Origin of the sequence: Robiginitomaculum antarcticum DSM 21748 (assembly GCF_000365025.1) — a bacterium.
GTDB classification, from domain to species: domain Bacteria; phylum Pseudomonadota; class Alphaproteobacteria; order Caulobacterales; family Maricaulaceae; genus Robiginitomaculum; species Robiginitomaculum antarcticum.
The window spans coordinates 774,888-794,602 of record NZ_KB823011.1 but is presented as its reverse complement, the minus strand read 5'-3'; the positions used below and the strand labels follow the sequence as shown (position 1 = coordinate 794,602).

Annotated in this window: 18 protein-coding genes; 9 read left to right on the top strand and 9 right to left on the bottom strand. The window is 51.7% G+C overall.

Annotated features, from left to right (window positions below; translation table 11 throughout):
• Positions 1 to 91 precede the first annotated feature (91 nt).
• Both H142_RS0103820 and H142_RS0103815 read left to right on the top strand, forming a co-directional pair.
• On the top strand, positions 92 to 1,525 hold the full coding sequence (locus tag H142_RS0103820) for a sodium-dependent transporter (RefSeq protein WP_017930779.1): 1,434 nt from the start codon (positions 92 to 94) through the stop codon (positions 1,523 to 1,525).
• A 146-nt stretch (positions 1,526 to 1,671) separates the two neighbouring features.
• On the top strand, positions 1,672 to 2,268 hold the full coding sequence (locus H142_RS0103815; RefSeq protein WP_017930778.1) for a hypothetical protein: 597 nt from the start codon (positions 1,672 to 1,674) through the stop codon (positions 2,266 to 2,268).
• Between the two features lie 11 nt (positions 2,269 to 2,279).
• On the opposite strand, the gene H142_RS0103810 is transcribed toward H142_RS0103815, so the two are convergent.
• On the bottom strand, positions 2,280 to 3,263 hold the full coding sequence (locus tag H142_RS0103810; protein ID WP_017930777.1) for a dipeptide epimerase: 984 nt from the start codon (positions 3,261 to 3,263) through the stop codon (positions 2,280 to 2,282).
• A 50-nt stretch (positions 3,264 to 3,313) separates the two neighbouring features.
• Here H142_RS0103810 and H142_RS0103805 point away from each other — a divergent pair, with 50 nt between their 5' ends.
• The 4 genes from H142_RS0103805 to H142_RS0103790 are packed head-to-tail and all read left to right on the top strand — an operon-like array spanning position 3,314 to position 6,892.
• Positions 3,314 to 4,456 carry an ABC transporter permease gene (locus H142_RS0103805; RefSeq protein WP_017930776.1) on the top strand — a complete coding sequence of 381 codons (1,143 nt, stop codon included), beginning with the start codon at positions 3,314 to 3,316 and terminating at the stop codon, positions 4,454 to 4,456.
• The gene (locus tag H142_RS0103800) at positions 4,456 to 5,274 is read left to right on the top strand and encodes an ABC transporter ATP-binding protein (protein ID WP_017930775.1); all 819 of its coding nucleotides are present in this window, start codon (positions 4,456 to 4,458) and stop codon (positions 5,272 to 5,274) included. Before H142_RS0103805 ends, H142_RS0103800 begins: the two co-directional genes overlap by 1 nt.
• Complete coding sequence (locus H142_RS16100; RefSeq protein WP_017930774.1) at positions 5,274 to 6,251, top strand: MlaD family protein; 978 nt, start codon at positions 5,274 to 5,276, stop codon at positions 6,249 to 6,251. The genes H142_RS0103800 and H142_RS16100 overlap by 1 nt, the downstream gene beginning before the upstream one ends.
• Positions 6,248 to 6,892, top strand: coding sequence for an ABC-type transport auxiliary lipoprotein family protein (locus tag H142_RS0103790; RefSeq protein ID WP_017930773.1), 645 nt, complete (start codon positions 6,248 to 6,250; stop codon positions 6,890 to 6,892). Before H142_RS16100 ends, H142_RS0103790 begins: the two co-directional genes overlap by 4 nt.
• Before the next feature lie 9 nt (positions 6,893 to 6,901).
• Here the strand turns inward: H142_RS0103790 and H142_RS0103785 are convergent, their stop codons facing one another.
• Positions 6,902 to 9,148, bottom strand: coding sequence for a phenylalanine--tRNA ligase subunit alpha (locus H142_RS0103785; protein ID WP_017930772.1), 2,247 nt, complete (start codon positions 9,146 to 9,148; stop codon positions 6,902 to 6,904).
• A 186-nt stretch (positions 9,149 to 9,334) separates the two neighbouring features.
• Here H142_RS0103785 and H142_RS14205 point away from each other — a divergent pair, with 186 nt between their 5' ends.
• Entirely contained in the window at positions 9,335 to 9,556 is a 222-nt protein-coding gene (locus H142_RS14205; protein WP_033314953.1) for a hypothetical protein, read from the top strand.
• On the opposite strand, the gene H142_RS0103775 is transcribed toward H142_RS14205, so the two are convergent.
• The 3 genes from H142_RS0103775 to H142_RS16095 form a co-directional block, all read right to left on the bottom strand.
• Positions 9,553 to 11,382 (bottom strand): hypothetical protein, encoded by a 1,830-nt coding sequence (locus H142_RS0103775; RefSeq protein ID WP_017930770.1) that lies wholly within the window; start codon positions 11,380 to 11,382, stop codon positions 9,553 to 9,555. The genes H142_RS14205 and H142_RS0103775 overlap by 4 nt on opposite strands.
• Before the next feature lie 66 nt (positions 11,383 to 11,448).
• Positions 11,449 to 12,639 (bottom strand): CPBP family intramembrane glutamic endopeptidase, encoded by a 1,191-nt coding sequence (locus H142_RS0103770; RefSeq protein WP_017930769.1) that lies wholly within the window; start codon positions 12,637 to 12,639, stop codon positions 11,449 to 11,451.
• A gap of 118 nt (positions 12,640 to 12,757) precedes the next feature.
• Positions 12,758 to 13,591 carry a hypothetical protein gene (locus H142_RS16095; protein ID WP_017930768.1) on the bottom strand — a complete coding sequence of 278 codons (834 nt, stop codon included), beginning with the start codon at positions 13,589 to 13,591 and terminating at the stop codon, positions 12,758 to 12,760.
• Between the two features lie 110 nt (positions 13,592 to 13,701).
• Between H142_RS16095 and H142_RS16090 the strand changes: the two genes are divergently transcribed.
• Complete coding sequence (locus H142_RS16090) at positions 13,702 to 14,076, top strand: Hpt domain-containing protein (RefSeq protein WP_156811876.1); 375 nt, start codon at positions 13,702 to 13,704, stop codon at positions 14,074 to 14,076.
• A 1-nt stretch (position 14,077) separates the two neighbouring features.
• On the opposite strand, the gene H142_RS0103755 is transcribed toward H142_RS16090, so the two are convergent.
• The 4 genes from H142_RS0103755 to H142_RS0103740 form a co-directional block, all read right to left on the bottom strand.
• On the bottom strand, positions 14,078 to 14,626 hold the full coding sequence (locus tag H142_RS0103755) for a peroxiredoxin (protein WP_017930766.1): 549 nt from the start codon (positions 14,624 to 14,626) through the stop codon (positions 14,078 to 14,080).
• 127 nt (positions 14,627 to 14,753) lie between these two features.
• Positions 14,754 to 16,223, bottom strand: a complete 1,470-nt coding sequence (der, locus tag H142_RS0103750) for a ribosome biogenesis GTPase Der (protein ID WP_017930765.1) — start codon at positions 16,221 to 16,223, stop codon at positions 14,754 to 14,756.
• Between the two features lie 10 nt (positions 16,224 to 16,233).
• Positions 16,234 to 17,703 (bottom strand): outer membrane protein assembly factor BamB family protein, encoded by a 1,470-nt coding sequence (locus tag H142_RS0103745; RefSeq protein WP_017930764.1) that lies wholly within the window; start codon positions 17,701 to 17,703, stop codon positions 16,234 to 16,236.
• Positions 17,704 to 17,730: 27 nt separating this feature from the next.
• Positions 17,731 to 18,501 (bottom strand): tetratricopeptide repeat protein, encoded by a 771-nt coding sequence (locus tag H142_RS0103740; RefSeq protein WP_017930763.1) that lies wholly within the window; start codon positions 18,499 to 18,501, stop codon positions 17,731 to 17,733.
• 205 nt (positions 18,502 to 18,706) lie between these two features.
• On the opposite strand from H142_RS0103740, the gene ahr reads away from it, so the two are divergent.
• Entirely contained in the window at positions 18,707 to 19,714 is a 1,008-nt protein-coding gene (gene ahr / locus H142_RS0103735) for an NADPH-dependent aldehyde reductase Ahr (protein ID WP_026147769.1), read from the top strand.
• Position 19,715 lies beyond the last annotated feature (1 nt).

Sequence of the window (19,715 nt, the reverse complement as noted above, 5' to 3'; positions counted from 1 at the left end):
CTGCCGTTTTTTGCTTGATTTAGCGCCAAACAATTGAGACTGTTAAGAAAATATAAATCGTCTTTGTGTCGATCAACTTTCGGGGGAATTTATGGCAGCACCAGGCACGGCCCAGTGGTCATCACGTTTTGCTTTTATCATGGCTGCAGTCGGCTCTTCTGTAGGTCTCGGAAATCTATGGAGATTTTCTGCCGAGGCTGGATCTAATGGCGGCGGTGCATTTGTTATCATTTACTTCATATGCGTTTTGTTTATCGGAATTCCGGTGTTGATGAGCGAATATTTGGTTGGTCGGGCCGGACAGGCATCCAGCGCCGTCATGAGCGTTGAAGATTTGACTGTGCAGTCCGGTGTATCCAAGGGCTGGGCGAGTTTTGCCTGGATCGGGATGGTCGCTGCGTTTTTGATCGTCAGCTTTTACTGTGTCGTGGCGGCATGGGTATTAATGTATATTCCGAAATTTCTTTTTGGCGCCTTTGAGGGTTTAACGCCTGATCAGATTGCCAGCCAATTCGGAACTGATGCCATTGGTAAAAACGAAGACGGATCGGCAATTTGGAGCTCGCATTTTAAGGTTTTTGGCTGGTTCACTTTGTTTGCGGCCTTTACGTCTTTTTTGGTGTCCCGCGGGGTCAATAGAGGGATTGAGGCGACGGCAAAGTTCTTGATGCCGCTCTTTTTCGCTCTCTTAGCGGGACTTTCTATTTATAGCCTTTATACGGGTTTTAATACGCCCATTATTTTGGATGGTGAACAGACAAATGGCGGCGCAGCTGCGCTAGGCTTTTTGTTCACACCGGATTGGGGCAAGGTCAATATTGATACAATCCGCGGTGCACTCGGACAGGCCTTCTTCTCAATTGGAATTGGTAGCGCAATTATGATTACCTATGGGTCGTATTTGCCGCGCAGCATTAGCATTCCGCGCTCGTCGATTTTCGTCGCCATGACGGATACCGCCGTCGCTATTATAGCGGGTCTGGCAGTTTTCCCGATCGTGTTCTCACACGGTCTCGCTGTAAATTCAGGCGCAGGTCTTTTCTTCCAGACGCTTCCTGTTGCTCTGTCAAACGCACCACTCGTCGGTGCAGCATTTTTCTTCCTCGCTTTCTTTGCGGCTATTACGTCGTCAATATCACTGTTTGAGCCCTCCGTGTCGTATGTGGTCGAAAAGTTTGATCAAAGCCGCGGCAAAGCCTCTATCATGCTGGGTCTACTGATGTGGGCCCTTGGCGCGCTCTGTATTTATTCGCCATGGTTTTTCGGACTGATTGACGGCAAATTGACATCGACCATCATGCTTCCGCTCTCAGGACTGCTTCTGGTCTTATTTGTTGGCTGGCGTTTGAAAAAAGCAATTTACGATGTCGAAGCGGCGGGTATATCCCAGGGTATGGCCAATCTCCTTTATATATTGATCCGATTTGTCGCGCCAATCAGTATTGGATTGATATTGATATTCGGCGTCTTTGAGACGTTTCTTCCGGAACTGTACGGGTCAATTATAGGACTGGGGACACCTTAAATTAGGGGTAGAATTAAAGGTTAACGCGGGCCATTGCTCATGTTAAACTGAGAAAATAATGCGGCATTCATATTACATAAATCTAGCTTTGTTAAATTAGATTAGACTTAACGCCGGGAACACATTCCGACAAAGGACTGCACAGAATGAAACAAATTGCTATCGCTATTGCTCTTGGAGTTTCACTTGCGGCCTGCGCAACTGTCGAAATGGCGCCGGTTCAATCCGGTTCGCTCATGTCACAGGCCGAGGTGCAGGATCGCTCAGAAGTGAAGATGAGCGCGCGGAAACTATCCAGTGTGTTTTCGACTGAAGGGTGGTCGCGCATAAATCCAACAAACAAAGCGCAATCCGCTGTTAATATCCTCGTGCGCGGGTTAAAAAAAACGGGAGAGGTTGTTGACCCTGTCCGTAATTATTTGTCCCGCCGCAGCGAAGAGCAAATGATTGTCGAAGATATTGACCGCGCTAATGATTATGTCACGATGACAAATGATACAGCGAAGCTCTTTTTGCTCAATAACCCGAGCGCAACGGATATTGTCAGCGAACTTTCCGATCTTGAAACCGCTTTACTCTCCGCGCGTCAAGCAGAGGCCGTTTTTCGTGATGCATTAAAAACCCAGAGTTTACCCCTAGACCATGAATCGATGATGAGTCTGACACGATCCGTGGACTCCCTTCGTGATACAACAGATATTTTTGGTTCGCGTCTTCGCGGTGGATCTCCCAAAACGTCTTAGCTGCACCGCGTCTATCCCCAAAGCTCCGGCGAAGGCGGAAAAACCAAGTCTTTTTTATACTTTAAACCATGGTTGATGTCCCGTGACAGCAGGGCAGGGCCATCCAGATCTACAATATCGGCCAGTTGCGCCAGCAAAAACATCGGTGCCATCGCGAGTGATGAGCCGACCATACATCCCGCCATTGTTACAAATCCCATATCCTTGGCCTCTCTCATCAAACAAATGCCCGCAGTTAATCCGCCGCATTTGTCCAATTTGATGTTAACCGCGCGATAGCCTTGAGCCCACAATCGGGCCAGATCGGATTGCTCATGCAGGGCTTCATCCGCACAGAGTATAGGGAGCGCATCCGGATTATTGAATGCATCAATATATCCTGCACGTACGGGCTGTTCGATCAATAAAACCGGCCAGTCTCTCAGTTCATGACGGAATACAGAAAGTTCATTAGGATCAAGCGCTTCATTTGCATCTACAATTAATTCCGCATCGGGTCGGGCCGTCATAATAGCCTTCGCGCAATCCAGTCCGTCTTTCCGGCCAATTTTGATTTTAAGAACTTTATACTGCGCAGCCGACTTCGCCGCTTTGGCCATGGCTTCAGGCGTGTCTAGCGATAACGTAAAGGCCGTGCGCAAAGGCTGCGGGGGAGGCAGCCCGGCCAGTGTCCAGACCGGACGGTCTGCGGCTTTGGCTTCTAAATCCCAAAACGCACAATCCAGCGCATTTCGCGCTGCCCCGGCAGGCAGCAAATCCTGTAAAGCGCTGCGCTGCGCTCCTGATTCGATTTGTGGTCTGATAGTTTCAATTTGCGAAATTACGCTATCCGGGGTCTCGTCATATCGTGCATAGGGCCGACATTCCCCGCGGCCGGTCAGACCACCGCGGCCAATATGCGCCTCGACCACATCGATCTGTGTTTTTGTGTCCCGCGCAATACGGAAAACTCCTTTGACAGGATAGTTTTGAACAGTGTTAAAAAGTGTTTGCATGGGCCGTTATTGTGTTGACGTTTCATCATCAGCTTTGCACGTTGCAAGCTATGAGCTCAAGTGCGGACATAGCCGATAAAGCCTTTATTACTAAAATAGAGAATGACCGCTTAGTCGTGGAGGTTCTGGGCCGGTGGACCTATGAGACGGCCGGACCAATTGACAAGGCGATGCAAAATCAGATTGATTCTGGGGGTCATGAGCATGTGACCTTTGACCTGACCCGTTCCGAAGCGATTGATACAAGCGGCGCATATATTTTAGCACGGGCCCTTAAGGGTCGCGATGGGACGATATCTGTGTTCGACACAATCGGGGCGACTGAGGGGCAGAAAAAATTGCTTACCGCAGCAGCAGACGCCCGAAACGGTGAACCGCCCCATAACCAGCGACAATGGTATGACGTGATAACCCGACTGGGTGAAGCCACGGTCAGAGGCATCAATGAAATATATGACACACTGGCTTTCATAGGCCGTGTGGTTGTTGTCTTGTTTAAATCCATTGTTCAGCCGGGACGGGTGCGGTGGCGCTCTGTCGTATCGCTTATTGAACGTGTCGGGCTTGATGCGGTACCCATTATTATCGTCCTATCCTTCTTCATTGGCTGCGTTATCGCCTTTATGGGTGCGCAGCTTTTGGCAACATTTGGTGTTCAAATATTTATGGTCGATCTGGTCGGACTCGCCGTGCTGCGTGAATTTGCGGTTCTGATTATGGCGATTATGATGGCCGCGCGATCAAATTCGGCTTTCACCGCGTCCATCGGTTCGATGGTCATGCGCCAAGAGGTTGATGCTATGACTGTCATCGGTCTGGATACGGACGGCACATTAGTGGCGCCAAGAGCTATGGCATGTCTCATCAGCGCCCCAATCCTAACCGGAATTGCTATGGTGTCGGGATTGATCGGCGGCGCAGTTGTCGCAAATCTCGTGGAAGACATCTCATTTAATACCTTCTTTCTTCGAATTAGCACGAATATTGAAATCCAGCACTTCTGGGTTGGAATGATTAAAGCGCCGGTATTCGCCTTTATTATTGCTGTCATCGGGTGTCGTCAGGGTCTTGCCGTGACGGGCAGTGTTGAGTCGCTGGGCCAACGCACAACCTCATCGGTCGTTCAGGCTATATTTGCCGTTATCGTTCTCGACGCAATTTTTGCCATGTTCTTCATGGAGATGAACTTCTGATGGCTGACGCAAAATTTGATATTACGGATGACCATCCAATTGTCGCAAAAGGTATAAAAACGGCTTTCGGCGATAATGTTGTGCATGAAAATCTGGATCTTGAGATTAACAAGGGCGAGATCGTCGGCGTTGTCGGCGGCTCGGGCACGGGTAAATCCGTCCTTCTCAATACACTCCTCGGTCTACGTAAACCTGATGCGGGTACAGTTTATATTTACGGCACGCCGCGCGGGCAATTATCGGAAAAAGAACGTCAGGCTTTAAATAACCGTGTCGGGGTGCTGTTTCAGGGCGGCGCGCTTTTCTCGTCTTTAACTGTGCGCGAAAACGTTATGGTTCCTATGCGCGAACACAGTAATCTTCCGGTCAAACTAATGCGCGAACTGGCGGATATGAAGCTACACCTCGTGGGGCTTCCGCCGCATGCCGCAACGCTTGCGCCGTCTGACCTATCCGGCGGCATGCGTAAACGTGCAGGGCTGGCGCGTGCCCTTGCGCTTGACCCCGGGCTTTTATTTCTGGATGAACCGACTGCGGGTCTAGACCCAATTGGCGCAGCGGCCTTTGACCAATTAATATTAGACCTTCGCGAGGCGCTGGGACTTACGGTTATGATGATCACTCATGATCTGGATAGCTTGTATACGATTTGCGATCGGGTTGCCGTGCTGTTGGATAAACGCATTGCGATTAATGATAGTTTAGATAAAGTGACTACGGATCCAAACCCGTGGATACAGGAATATTTTGGCGGACCGCGTAGCCGCGCTGCCGCAGTCGCCGGTAACCGGGGCGGATTGAAAGAGAGTAAAAAATAATGGAAAGTCGCGCGCATTTTGCATTGATCGGCACATTTGTCATGTTGGCTGCGACGGGCATATTGGCGATGATTCTCTGGTTGTCAGGTGCAGGTCCTAATCAGGAATTTGACGAATATATCGTCACCTTTGACGGGCCGGTTCGCGGGATTCAAGAGTCAGCTGAAGTGCGCTTTCAAGGCATTAAAGTCGGTGAAGTGACATCAATCCGGCTTGATCCCGATAATCCGAATAAAGTACTTGTGCGCATCGAAGTGTTTAAGGAAACGCCGATCGATGTAAAAAGCTACGCGCAATTAGAACCGCAAGGTTTGACAGGCCTAAGCTTTGTGCAACTGACAGCCGGTGGCGGCAATTTTGCTCTTCTTAAAGACCAACCCGGTCGAGGGCCTTATTTCATAGAAGGCCGGGGTAGCCAGCTCGACAGTTTACTAGCCGGCGGCGGCGATATTCTGGAGATGGTGCAGCGCACTTTATCCTCCGTCCAAAATATTCTTTCAGACGAAGCTGTCGTAAATTTTAACAAAATTCTTGATAATGTTGAAGTCCTCACACGGGCTTACCGTGAAACCCCGCTGGATATGGCCCGGGTAAATACAATGCTGGAGAGTATTGATCAGGCTGCAAAAGATGTATCTGTCGCTTCAGTCGCTGTGGACGAAACCGCCCGTGATGCACAAATTGTGATTAATGATGTTGTGAAACCGCTGACAACTCGTCTGGAGAAAACACTGGAAGAGGTTGATAAAACTATCCTTGCTTACCGCGAAGTGGCAGGGAGTGCGAATACACTGCTTGTAAATGCCGACGGGACTTTGGCGCGCATTGATGGACAAATTATCCGCGATCTGGAACTTGCTGTCATCGATATGCGTTCGACATTGCAGTCAATATCACGATTGACTGAGGAAATTGAACGCAACCCGTCCATGTTTCTATCCGGAAAAGATCGCGAACGTATAAAGGTTCCCCAATGATAACCCGCCTTAAAATTAGCTTGATCGCTGCTCTGTTGGCCGCAACACCGGCTTGTGTTTCGCTTTTTCCTGAACCGGCAAAAGCGCCGACAATTTACCGCCTTAATGTGGGAGCTGATCTCGTTGAAAAGCTGGCTGACACCAAGGTTATTCGTGTTGATATGCCAAATGTGCCTGCGTCACTGCGGGGCCCGGATATCGCGGTTTCACCTGATGGCCGTACAATTGCCTATGCCGAGGGGGCAAAATGGGAGGCCCCGGTTCCCAGCCTTTTGCAACGCGCCATTATTGAAGGGTTTGACCGGAGCCAATCAATTCGCGCTGTTTCAGCAAATACTGGTGCTGATAGTGATTTTCTTCTGTCGATTGATGTCCGCGAATTCCAAGCGGTGTTCATTAACGGCGCTAAAACGGCACCGCAGGCCAGCGTTGTTATGGATGTTGTTCTTGTCAAAGCCGGCGGACGGACATTGGTCGGAAACAAGCTTGTTAAAGCCAAGTCGACTGCATCTGAATATCGCGTTGAACGTATTGTCATAGCTCAAGAAGACGCCATGCGTGAGGCAATTAATGAGATTGTAACTTGGTCTGAAGGGAAAGCAAAAACCTATGTGGAGCCTCAGAAAAAGCGTTATAACTAAAGACGTTCTTTAGCCTAACGCAGTGTCACAGAGAATAAAGGCGCGGCCCTCCACAGTTTGGAGCGTCTCGCGCAGGCTTTCACGATCATCTGCACCGCCCGTCAATAACTGGTAATAGCGTTGTGCGAAGTCTTCGGCTTGGTTACGAAAATTCTCGTCAGTCGCAAACGCCTTTTTTAAATATCCAATTTCGCTTGGAAGCCTAAGCGTGACGACGTTTCGCATTTCAGCCGCACCCTTAAACCGGCGTGTGTTGACCGCCTCGATCACGCAGCCTTCATCAACGACGCTATTGGGCGAAAGTCCTATAGAGGACAGCCTCGAAATAATTTCCGCTTTGATTTGGTCAAATGTTAGTACTGGGGTGTCGGACGGTTGAAGGGCGTTGTCATCATTGTCGATACCTCCTAAAAACCCGCGCCAGCTCCACCCCGATTTAGCTTTGGCCTTGCGTCGCAGATTGTTTAGCGCAGGCTGGCTTATGACCGGTGAGAGCACATCGGCATTTGTGTCGGGAATAGACAATATAGGGTGCTCTTCAATATCTAAAGTCAGATCTGGCGACGCTGATTGAGATGCATCTTCAGGCTGCGCTATGTCCAGGGTGTCCGGATCCTTTTCCTGTTTGGGAGACAGATCCAGCATATCAGTCGGTACGACGGTTTGAGTCTTGCTCTGAGGCTTAATCTGCGGCTCTGGTGTGCGGCGGATTGCGGCGATACTATCTGCTATATCCGGCTCCGGCTCGGAGGCTGACGCAGCAGGTCTGGGTGATAAAGGTGCAGGCGAAGGCTCCGATGCGGGCGCGGTCCGGGGTATAGGGGCTATATCCTGCGCCCCCTCATTAGACTGATCTGAAGCCATTTCAGTCATGGCAGTTTCTTCGGCTTCAATATCCTCAATCGGGGACTGGCCGGTCAGAGGACGAAAGCGCAAAAGGTTTTTGCGCCATCCTGTCGCTGCACGGCTTTCAACAACCAGCTCCTCCGGCTCACCTGCGGCGCGGCGGGACATACGGGCTTCAAGAGCGTGCATATCATCTTCGATACGGCCGATTTCCAAACGCGTGAGAGCCAGACTGTCGCGCACACGTTTAGCCGCGCGGTCGCTAATACTCTCGGCGCGCGAATTCGAATAGCGCACCATATCTTCCATATCCGCAAAGCGCTTCTTAACCGCGTCATCGGCGAGCTTGGCAGATTGCGCCAAAGCCTCGACTGTTTGCCGTCCGGCCTCGCTGGCACTATTCAGGCTCTCCGTGCTCACCTTGGCCGAAAGCGACATATCGCGAAGACGCGACAAGCGGTCTTCAATACTGGCTTCCATTTCCTGCTGCTCATCGCGAAGCTGCGATAGAAGAGTCTTCATATCATCAGCGTGGCTTGAATTAAGCTCGCCGAGGCGCTCGGCCTGCTGGCGAATATCCTCGCCTAATTTGGCGATCTTGATCTGGCTATCGGACAATGTTTCAGAGGCAGATAAGGCATTACTGCGCACGATCTCGGAACTGGCATTTATCTTAGCCGCAGCGCCTTCCACGCTGACGCGGGCCTCTTGTATTTTCTGCTCGGCCACATGAGTCGAACTGGACAGCCTCTCATTATGCTCGGTTAGCATATTTGATAATGAGGCCATGCGTTCGTCAAAGCTGCCTGTGAGCGATTTCAAAGCCGTACGCTGCTCCGTCAGGCGCTCGTCCATAGTTAGGGTTTGCGTTTTGGCTTCGACATGAGAGGCGGTCAGCGCATCGGTATGTGCGCGCAAAACATTCTCCATCCCTGCAAGACTTTCCATGGCTGCGCTAAGTTCGCTATCCACCGAAATGATCTGGCTGCGCACCGCAGAGGCGAGACTGGTCGCGCGGCTCTGCGCCGCCGCGTCCGGGCGGCTTATCTCATCAGCCGCTCTGACGAGACTTTGTGTCTGCGAAGCTAATTTTCCAAAACTGGAAATTAGAAAGCAAATGGCAAAAATCAGAGCTGCCGGGATGAAGGCCAGAGCAATGAAGCTAAGCTGCTCGAAGCTGGTCGCAGTCGACGTCTGTGCGCCGTTCATGTTAGCGAAGTAATACGCTGCGCCCACTGCGCCTATCCAAAGAAGCGCGGCCAGCCAGCCCGCAATCCAAACGCCATGCGATTTCGCTTTGGGTAGTCTTTTCACATCACCCGGTAGCGCCGCCATAGTGGATTTAGTCGTATTTTTGACCGGCTTCACATCCGGTTCGATGGAAGTAATCTTTGCTGAAATATTTGACATAGCGTCCCCTGGCTACACTAACCGCCGCCATAATTGTAAATAAAGCCTTGCGAACAGATTAAGTAAATAATCGTTTTTTTCTTTTAGATTGTCTTTGCCTCGGGGGGAAGGGTGCATAGACACCGTATCGCCAAAGGCTCGCAAATGCGATATTTAGCTTATGGACTGCCTAATGGTGGGGGATTTATGACACAGATTAACGGCGCAGAGCGCGCATATCTGGCGATGGGAAATCATCAAGCCGGGGGAAAATTACCAATTTTTGACCAGAACGGACAAGAGATACCTGCGCGGGTAATACGCGCCTGCCTCGATAAAGGCCTGGCTGAACGGTGGTTTGCTAATCCAATGAAACCGGATTGGTTGGTTTGCCGTATCACGGATCAAGGCCGCAAAATGCTCGGTTAATTGCTGATCCGGTAGACGCGCATCGGGTAATCTTTCCCCATATCGACGCGGATTAGCCAGTCGGGTATATTTCCGGCTTCGATCTGTGAAAGCAGGCCATTTGGCGCAATTTGGCGTATCATCCGCGTCTCCGGGAACTCTTTGCACGCGATAATATAGTCTGCGCCTATATTCGTAACGAGGGTGCGTGCATTATCCGGTGATCCGGCAAAGACCTTTAACGCGGCCAAATTACCCGCCTCATTACGGTGATAGGGCGCGGAGCTGACGCTGTGATGGGTGGCCACTAACATAGGCGCGCCGAGGTCAATCTGTGTGAGCGCGAAACCTGCGGGTAGCGCATTTAATTTTTTGAGCCAGAGTGGGGATTGGCAAGTCAGAAGGCTTGAGGGCACCGGATTTGCGGACGTTGCGTCGGATATTTCAATCTGCTTTTGGGAGTCGTCAGTGATGTTAGATGGCGCGACCGCCGTCAAAATTAGTGGTATAAATATCGGGGAGAAGAGAAATATTGCGCCAACCCTAACGAAGGCGCGTTTGATATCTCCAGTTATGTGGTCGGCTTTTCCGACAGCCCAGCACATAGCGAGCGCTGCGAGCGGCGCGGCAAAGGCGCCAACAAATGTCATCAGCCGTAATTGTATAAGTCCCGCAAGAAACGTGATGATCACCACAATCCAGAGCAAACGCTCTGCAGGCGATGAAATTATACTGCGCGGCGGTTTTGTATCATCGGGTCGGAACTTTAAGCTGAGCAGTGCAAGTATCGGAAGAATGATGAGTGCGCTCGCCGTGACTAAATCTGTAGGCGCATAAGTCAAAAACGGCATAGCTTCGGCGACATTGGACAGCCAGACGCTCTGCAAAAGCGGGTCAAGCTCAGCGTAAGGGCCGCCAAGACATTGCGGGAACACTGCAATTGTAACAACAAGTGCGGCGAGTCCCGCAGCGCTTACGGTTCCCAGCCGCTTTGCAAATCCTATTACTCGATTACTGAACAGGCTGCATCCGAACATGGCCATCGCAATAGCTGCGCCAAGAAGCAGATAGACCGAAGACAGAGCGTCACAGACGGGCGCAAACCATAAACTTGCCGGTCGTGACAATGCGAGGCAGACCGCTATACCCGCCAGCATTGCGCCGCCAAACAGGCTCATCGCGCGTCCATTCCGATCTTCCCCCATAGCCCAGTTCATACCCACTGCGCCGCACAAGGCGATCACATAGGGCAGGGCCTCAATACCAAGCGAGAGACTGATTGCGCAGAGCGCGCCGGATAATGCGGCGAAACGGGGACGGGTGCTCGAAACAATTAATGACAAAGCCGCGCCGAGGGCGAGAATGATTTGCAAGCCGTGATGGTCGATACGGCCCGGCATAAATTGATTAAACAGCGGAAAACACATGCCTGCCATCAACGCGGCGCTAAGCGGCATCCATTCACTTTTCGACAGATGCCGCGCAATAGCCGTCACCAATAACAGCATGATCAGAAGTAAAATAGCCGGATAAATGACGACAGCAGCGAGTTCTGCGCCCGGCGCGCCGAAAATGGGGGTGAACAGCTTAATCAGACCGCCAATAAAAATATCCGGAATGCGGGACCAATGGGATTGCAACGGATCCGGCGGAAAGAGCCGGTACTGGTTCATATCCCAGAAAGATTGTCCGCCGAGCCAATCGCGAACAACGGCGAGGCGCATATAATCGTCATTCCCGGGCAAGCCGCCTTGCAGGAGTATGGGGGCGGATTTTATCGAGCCGGCCACCATCATGACAGCCCAGACAAATATGGCCGGAACGGATCTTTTCAACGCGGCTGCCATAATTCCCCTTGTCTGGGCAGGGTAGAACGTTTGGCTTAACAAGGATTTACCTAATCAAATTCAAGACTAACTAAAGACCTCTGCTTGCACATGCTCATCAGCCAAATCCGCTGAAGTGGGCAAGTCGGGCTGTAGCGGTTTGCGCCATTTCCACAGAATAAATAGCATTAGGGCCATGGAAAGAACCAATAGAATCATGTCCTTGGATGGATCCAGCGTCGTGTTAAATACTGTCGGCGTGGGTAATACGCTGTCATCATAGCCCATCATGGTCGAAGCAAAGAGGTTGTTGGCGACATGCATGCCGATCGCGCTTTCAAGTCCGCCATCCATATAGGTCAGGATACAAGCAATCATTCCGAAAGCGAAATAGCTCCCCATTGTTAAAACAAATGTCCCGTTTTCCGCACCCTTGGCGGCTTCAGGATTGCCCAGATGCAGCGCCATAAAGCCGGCAGAGGTGATGACAAAGACAATCCAGGGGTTCTTAATGTATTTGCCAAGGCCTTGGTTTAAATAACCGCGCAGCAGGATTTCTTCCGCAGCCGATTGCAGGGGGATGAACAGAAGCGAGATGAGGGCGTAAATCGCGAATCGCGATGGATCAAAGACATATTCATAGTCCGAGAGGCCTAGAAAATGCGTAGCGAACCCTAACGCTGCAGCAATGACCCAAAAGACGAGCATTGTTTGAAATAAACGGCCCCATCTGAAATGGGTATGAGCGGTTAATAGTGATTTTATTGGTCTACGGTGAACAAATTTAACGGCGGCGAACACACCAAGGATCATCGGAATGAACGAAATAAGAAGTAAGGAATAGAAAAACGGCGATGACGATATGGCCGCAGAAAGTATATCCTGACTTTCCGCGCCGTCACCACTTCCGGCGACAACTGAGAAAATACCCACAATCGCCACCAGCGCTGCAATTATTCCGCCAACTATATGAAGTACTTTACGGCTTTCAGGTGATGCCCGCTCCCCTAAGAAAAACAGCAGCATCGGAACGGTAATAACCAAAGCGACTATAAATGTAACGACCAGCATACCGATCATAACTGCTGCAGGCGAGATGGCGGCCGCTTCAGGCGGCATCAAATATGACATCATTGGAAGCGCGACAAGAAGTTGTCCTAATGCGAAAACACCACCCGCAAAAAACAGGCCGAACAACCAATATGGCCATGTCGACTTGCCGCGCAGAGCTTGCGCGAAATAGGCTTGAATTGGTGATATTGTGCTTTGGCCTGTCATAGGTCCCCCGATTAATATTGAGCATCCTGACGCCCGAAGGCCAAGCTTAATTAAATATGGAGGCTATGGCCATAAAAAACCGCCCCCGACAGACTATCGGGAGCGGTCATAATTACGGCTAGTGGTGGCTGTCGACGAAGCGCTCGCTGCCCTGGACGACATAATAACCGTCCCATGGATTATAACATTCTTTGACGCTCACGACATCCATATGATCGTAGTGCCGACTCTCAATCAAGACGCGCTGACAACTCGTCCGGCTCTGATAAGAGGCATATGATCCATAAGTAGGACGGTAGAAGCTGTAGGCGCTTGGTGCCCAGCGATAAGCCGAATAGCCCGGTGTTCCGAAGTTAAAGCTGACACCCAGACGGCTGCGATAGTCGGACCGGTAACCGCGACGTCCATTCACATGATGGTTATTACGGTGCGCATAACGCCGTGCGTGTTGACTCTGAGCCTGACGGACATGGCGTCGCTGTTCGATACGGCGGTGCTGACGGGCATCTTGGCGACGTTCTACACGGCGGTGTTGTCTTGCAGCGCGGCGCTGTTCTGCACGGCGGTGTTGACGGGCGTCCTCACGACGATCATGTCGACGTTCAACGCGGCGGTCGCGTCGACGCTCTGTGCTGTGATCATCGTGGCTGCGTTCAACACGGCGTTCGCGTCTACGCTCTACTCTGTGGTCATCACGGCGGCGGTCAGTTGCGCGCTCATTACGGCGGCGTTCGCGGCGGTCTGAGCGTCGGTCACTGCGGCGATCCGGGGAGACTTGCGCCGTAAGAACGATGCCAGTCTGCGAGCTTTGTACATTGGCTGTTTCTTTGAGAGACATATTTGCGGGTGTGGCCGAAGCCACGCCGACGCCGAATGTAGAGAGTAGTGCAGCTGCGGCGACGCCTTTCAAAGCGTTACCCGCTGTAAGACCTGTGGGAGTGAAGTTAAACATGGCGGGCTCCTTTCCTTCTGTGAGCCTCTCCGTCTTATACGGGCTTATCTGAAAGGCGTCTGAGCCGCTTGTTCATCTTTTGTTGGGATTTATATTTATATACATTAACTATGTTACAGATTAGCCCCGATACCGCGATTAACTTTAAGCACCTTCGCCAATATGTGGGCGATGACACGGCTTTAACGGCCGAGGTCTTTGGGCTGTTCCGTCATCAAACAGATATGTGGTGCAAAGCTCTGGATGCCAAAGCGGATGATGAAACTTGGATCAGCATCGCCCATACGCTCAAAGGCACGGCGCGCGCGGTCGGGGCCTGCGGTCTGGCCGATGTATGCGAAAACGCTGAATTACTGACAGGCAAAAATGCAACAGCGACGGCGCGAACCGTCGCTGTTCAGGATATCCAAAGCTGGATTGAAGCGGTCAATCACCGTATTTCACGGTGGGAATACCGCCAGACACTGGCGGCATTGCGCAGCTGATTTAAGCTACTTTTTCCTTTGATGCCGCTTCGCCGCGAATATAATTCAGCATCGTATCCGCATCGGAGACTTCAAACGGATCCGTGGGGCAATTATCACCGAAATCAGCTTCGATAAACATTTTCTCGATCTTGCCGTCACGCACAAGCATAGAATAGCGCCAGCTGCGATAACCGAAGCCCAGATTGTCTTTATCAACCAGCATACCCATTTTGCGGGTAAACCGACCGCTTCCGTCCGGAAGCAGGAATACATTTTTGCGGCCTTGGGAAACGCCCCATTGGTGCATGACAAAGGCATCATTCACGGACAGGCAGACAACTTCGTCTACACCGGCATCTTTAAAGTCATCGTAAAGGGCCTCATAACGCGGAAGATGGCTGGTCGAACAGGTCGGTGTGAAAGCACCGGGAAGGGCAAATAAAACGACAGTTTTGCCGCTAAAGAGCTCATCTGTGCTGAGGTCTTTCCAGTTAAAAGGATTGTCGCCGCCAACAGACTCGTCGCGGACGCGGGTTTTAAATGTAACATTAGGAACATGGGTTCTCATGTGGTCTCCGTATAATAGAGTTGAAATTGTGCTCGCCGAAACGCTGAAGCGCTATCATCCGGCATGATGCCCTTTACCTAGGGATTGTATCAGTAATTTAAAGGGATATGCGGCATTTACTTACAGATTAGGTGTAAGGGTTATTACCCGCCCTGACTGTCATGCGGATCGGGACGCCGGGAAGATCAAAATCCTCTCGTAATCCATTGATTAAATACCGTTTATAGCTCTCAGGTAGCGCGGCCTCACGGCTTGTCTTTAGGATAAAGGTCGGCGGACGCGCTTTCGTCTGGGCGATATAACGCGGCTTGACCGGGCGTCCGTTTTTAGTGGGTGGCGGATGCTTGGCAACGCGCTCAATTAACCAGTTATTGAGGTCGGATGTCTTCACTTTAACTGACCAGTTTTCCATGACGTTTATAACAGCCGGCAGGATACGATCTACATGCCGACCCGTCAGGCCGGAGAAAAACAATATTGGAACGCCTTTGATTTGCGGCAGCAAGCGCGTGGTTTGCTCGCGAAGCGATTTGGCCAAAGCTGACTTATTCTCGATTAAATCCCATTTCGTCACAGCGATAATCATGCCGCGGCCTTCACGCTCGCAGAAATCCGCAATTTGTAAATCCTGTTTATCGAACGGGCTGTTGGCGTCCATCAGCAAGATGACAACCTGTGCAAACTTTATGGCCCGAAGCGTCTCGTTAACACTCATTTTTTCAAGCGTCTCTTGTACCTTGGCCTTTTTGCGCATTCCGGCTGTGTCGTGGAGTTTGACCGGATGGCCGTTCCATTCCCAATCAATCGAAATAGTATCGCGCGTTACCCCGGCTTCAGGACCTGTCACCAGACGGTCTTTACCAATCAATGTATTAATCAGAGTGGATTTACCGGCATTCGGACGGCCGACAACCGCGATTCGAATGGGCGAGGGGCCGGCTTCTTCTTCATCTTCGCCCTCAGGCGTTTCAGGCGCATAGAATTCAAAATTTTCAAGGGCTTTAGCGAGGCGGTCGTCAAGCTCGTCAAAGCCGATATTATGTTCTGCGGAGACTTCGACGGGCTCGCCGAGGCCGAGGCCGTAGCCTTCGCCGGCACCGGCGGCAGATGCGCGGGGGCTTTCGCATTTATTGGCTACCAGAATAACCGATCTGTTCATCCGGCGCACATAGTCGGCAAAAGTCGCGTCAAGCGCGGTAACGCCCAACCGTGCATCGTAGACGAACAAGCAAATGTCTGATTCAGATATGGCCATTTCTGTCTGAGCCCGCATACGCGCTTCCAACGTTTCGCCGTGCATGTCTTCAAACCCGGCGGTGTCGATCAAAGTGACGTCTTGGCGGCGTAAACGCGCATGGGTCTCTTTACGGTCCCGGGTGACGCCGGGCGTGTCATTGACGATAGCAAGCTGTCGCCCTGCCAGACGGTTAAAGATTGTGGATTTGCCGACATTAGGCCGTCCGATGACCGCAATTTTCGGCAGGCGGATTTCGGCTTCTTCGACTTCTTGACCACCATCAGCGATAGTAGCATCTAGATCGTCAAAATCTTTTTGGAGTCTGTCAGACAGACGCTGTTTTTTTGTTTTGCGGGCCATAAGGCGGGCCTTAACGCAGCGCGATCAGATCCGCATCATCATTAAGCAGATAAACGGTCTGCCCGGCGATAACGGGCTGTACAAATATAGAATCGCCAATGTCATAGCTGCGCAAAACGGCTCCTGTTCTTGGATCAATCTCGGCGGCCTGTCCGTGCGAGCTGGCGGTGAACAAGCGTCCGCCGGTAAAGATCGGTCCGACCCAGCTGATTTTACCCTTTTTCTTCTTGGGCTTTTCATAGGTCTCTAATTGCGTCAGCCACACGACTTTACCGTCCGCTCTGGACAGGCACACAATTTGGGCATCTGTCGTCACAGTATAGATAAAGTCTCCGGCCATCAGCGGATAGCCGAGCGCGCCTGCGGGTTGGTTCCATATGCGTTGACCTGTACGAAGGTCAAATGCGCTCATCGCGCCGGACTGGGCTGTTGCAATGACGTAACCGTCAGCGACTGCCGGGCCTGCGCTTATGTCGTTCAGGCTTGAGAGCGGGGTGAGTTTCCCGGCGGACGAAAGTGCGTCCTGCCACAAGACAGTACCGTTTTGCGCGCGAAGGGCTACAATTTCGCCGGATGCAAAGGGTGCTAGAACCACATCGTCAATGACGGCCGGGCTGGGTGAGGTCAGCATACGCGCAGTCTCGATAATACCCTGATAGGTCCAGAGAATTTCGCCGTTATCAGCGTCAAAAGCAAAAATCTCATTATCATCCGTGATCGCAAAAACGCGTCCATCTGAGACTGTCGGGGCGCTGTGTAGAGGAGTCTCCGTGCCGCGGTCCCAGATTTTGGCGCCCGTGCGTGCATCCAGCGCGCTCATCACACCATAACCTGAGGAAGCATAAATCCGGCCACCGTCATATGCAACACCGCCGCCAATTGATTCGCGATCCACACCGCTACGTCCGCCGCCAAAAAATCCGCGCGGATTAGCCAGACGACCTTTAAATCCCGTATCACGACTGCGTGTTGCTTCGCCAAGATCTACCGTAATTTTGTAGTCCCAGATTTTAGAGCCGTCGGATGTATTTGCCGCTCTAACGGTATTGTTGGCGTCCATTGTATATATAACGCCATTGGCAATGACCGGTGTTGCAACAACGCGGCCTTTTTTAGAGCTGCCTTTGCCAATGCTTTTTTTCCATGCGCGGGTCAGGTTTGCGCCAGAGGCTGTAACGCCCATCACATGCGCGGGATTGCCGCCGGGTTGAGCCCAGTCTGAATTTATATAAGGTTGAGGCAAGACAATATCGGCAGGGGCGAGATCTGAGCCGACTTCAAGACTGTCAGATAAGGACAGGATAGTAATACGTTCAGATTCTTCCGGGATGTCGCCTTGCGATGAGTCCGTAGACCCGTTCTTTGAGAACGGGTTTAAATCGCTGATACGATCGCCAACGCCGCCAATTGTAGAGCAGCCCGTCAGGGTTATCGCGAACACCGAGGCCAGAAGCGCGCGGGAGAAATGGGTCTGTGTCATTATATATCCTGTCGTCGTGACGTCGGGTTAATCTTCGGTCGGTTTATTATCGGCCGGACTGGCGGGAACTGGCGCCTCAATATCCTGCGTCGTCTCAATTTGTGTGTCGGAATTGGTGGCCGCGTCCTTGGCGGGCGTTTCTTCTGCATCACTTTGCAAAGACGGCGTAATCGCCATCATCTGTTCGGCGCGGGTTTGCACGCCAGGCGTGACATCAACGCCGCGGGATAATAGCGCAAATTTAGACCGCGCCGTACGCAGATCGCCTTGTTCAAGGGCTGCAAAAGCGGCAAGCTCCTGCGCCAAATGCTCATAGGGCGAATCACCCGCAAGGAGAGGCTCAATACGATTATTGGCTTCGTCATAGCGGCCCTGATCCATTAATATATATCCGGCCTTTAAGCGCGCAAGATGTACGTGGCGTGGATCGGAAAATGTGTCGGCGGCTTGATCAAGCAGCTCTACAGCTTTCTCGGAATCACCCTTTTCAAGCGCGATACCTGCAGCCTGCATTAAGGATAGTCCGGCATAGCCCGGGCGGGCGGCTTCACTAATGGCCAGAAAGTCACTTTGCGCGGCGTCCAGATTGCCCGCATCATATTTCTCATAAGCGGCGAAGTAAGAAATTGATGCCGATTTAGCTGCGCGATCATTGCGGTAATCCATGAATTCATACAGCGCCGCGCCCAATACAAGCAAAACCGCAGCGGCGGCCAGATACGGCCCCCATTTGCGCAGTAATTCATTATACTGGTCCTTGCGAAGTTCTTCTTCAACTTCGTTGATGAAATCGACCATATCGTCCTCAGTCAAATATTAGCGCAGGCATGTCGGCCCTGCGGGAATCCCGCGTTAAATTTCGCGCGAACCTACGCGGCGCGGATGCGGGGTGCAACCGTTTAGACCATTACGATTAGGCTAACTTCACCAATAACTCTGCCAAACAAAAGATCGCTGGCCAAGGCTGCTTCGACAGGGCACATAAATCCAAACGGAGAGTATTATGAGCACAGTAAAAGCGTGGGCTGCAATGAAAGCCGGAGACGAACTCAAGCCTTTTGAATATGAACTGGATGCGCTCAGCGCAGGCGAAGTCGATGTTAAAGTCACAAGCTGCGGGATTTGTCACTCTGATGTGTCAATGATTGAAAATGAATGGCGCAATGCGCAATATCCACTGGTTCCAGGCCATGAAATTATAGGCACTGTTGAGTCTGTCGGCGATGGCGTAACCCATATTAAGCCTGGTGATACGGTCGGCATCGGATGGATGTCAGGCTCTTGCCTAAGCTGCCAAACCTGCATGTCAGGCTCGCAACACCATTGCCGCAATTCCCAAGCGACGATTGTCGGTCATCATGGCGGCTTTGCGGACAAAGTGCGGGCGCAGGCCGCGTGGGCGATTAAGCTTCCTGACGGGCTGGACGCGCTGAAAGCCGGACCTTTATTTTGCGGCGGCGTGACTGTGTTCACGCCGATCGTTGATTACGGTATACAGCCCACCGACAAAGTCGGCGTTATCGGTATTGGTGGTCTCGGACATTTGGCCGTCAAATTTCTAGCGGCTTGGGGATGCGAAGTCACAGCTTTTACGACCAGCATGGATAAAGAGGCTGAGCTTAAAGAGCTGGGCGCGCATAAAGTCGTTAACACACGCGATGAGGGCGCGCTAAAAGCGTTGCGCGGCACATATGACGCCGTGATTTCGACCGTTAATGTCGATTTGCCATGGGGACAATATATCGGCGCGCTGGCCCCGCGCGGCCGCCTGATCACAGTCGGTATGGTCATGAAACCGATGGAGGTTCGCGCAGGGCAACTGATCACAGGGCAGAAGGCTGTGGGCGGTAGCGATACTGGCTCGCCGGCCATGATTACAAAAATGCTCGAATTTTGCGCCCGTCATGATATTTTGCCTGAGACTGAGGTCTTTGCGATGGACGATGTCAACGATGCTTTGGCGCGCCTGAAATCCGGCAAGGCCCGTTACCGCGTCGTACTTGAAGCCTGAC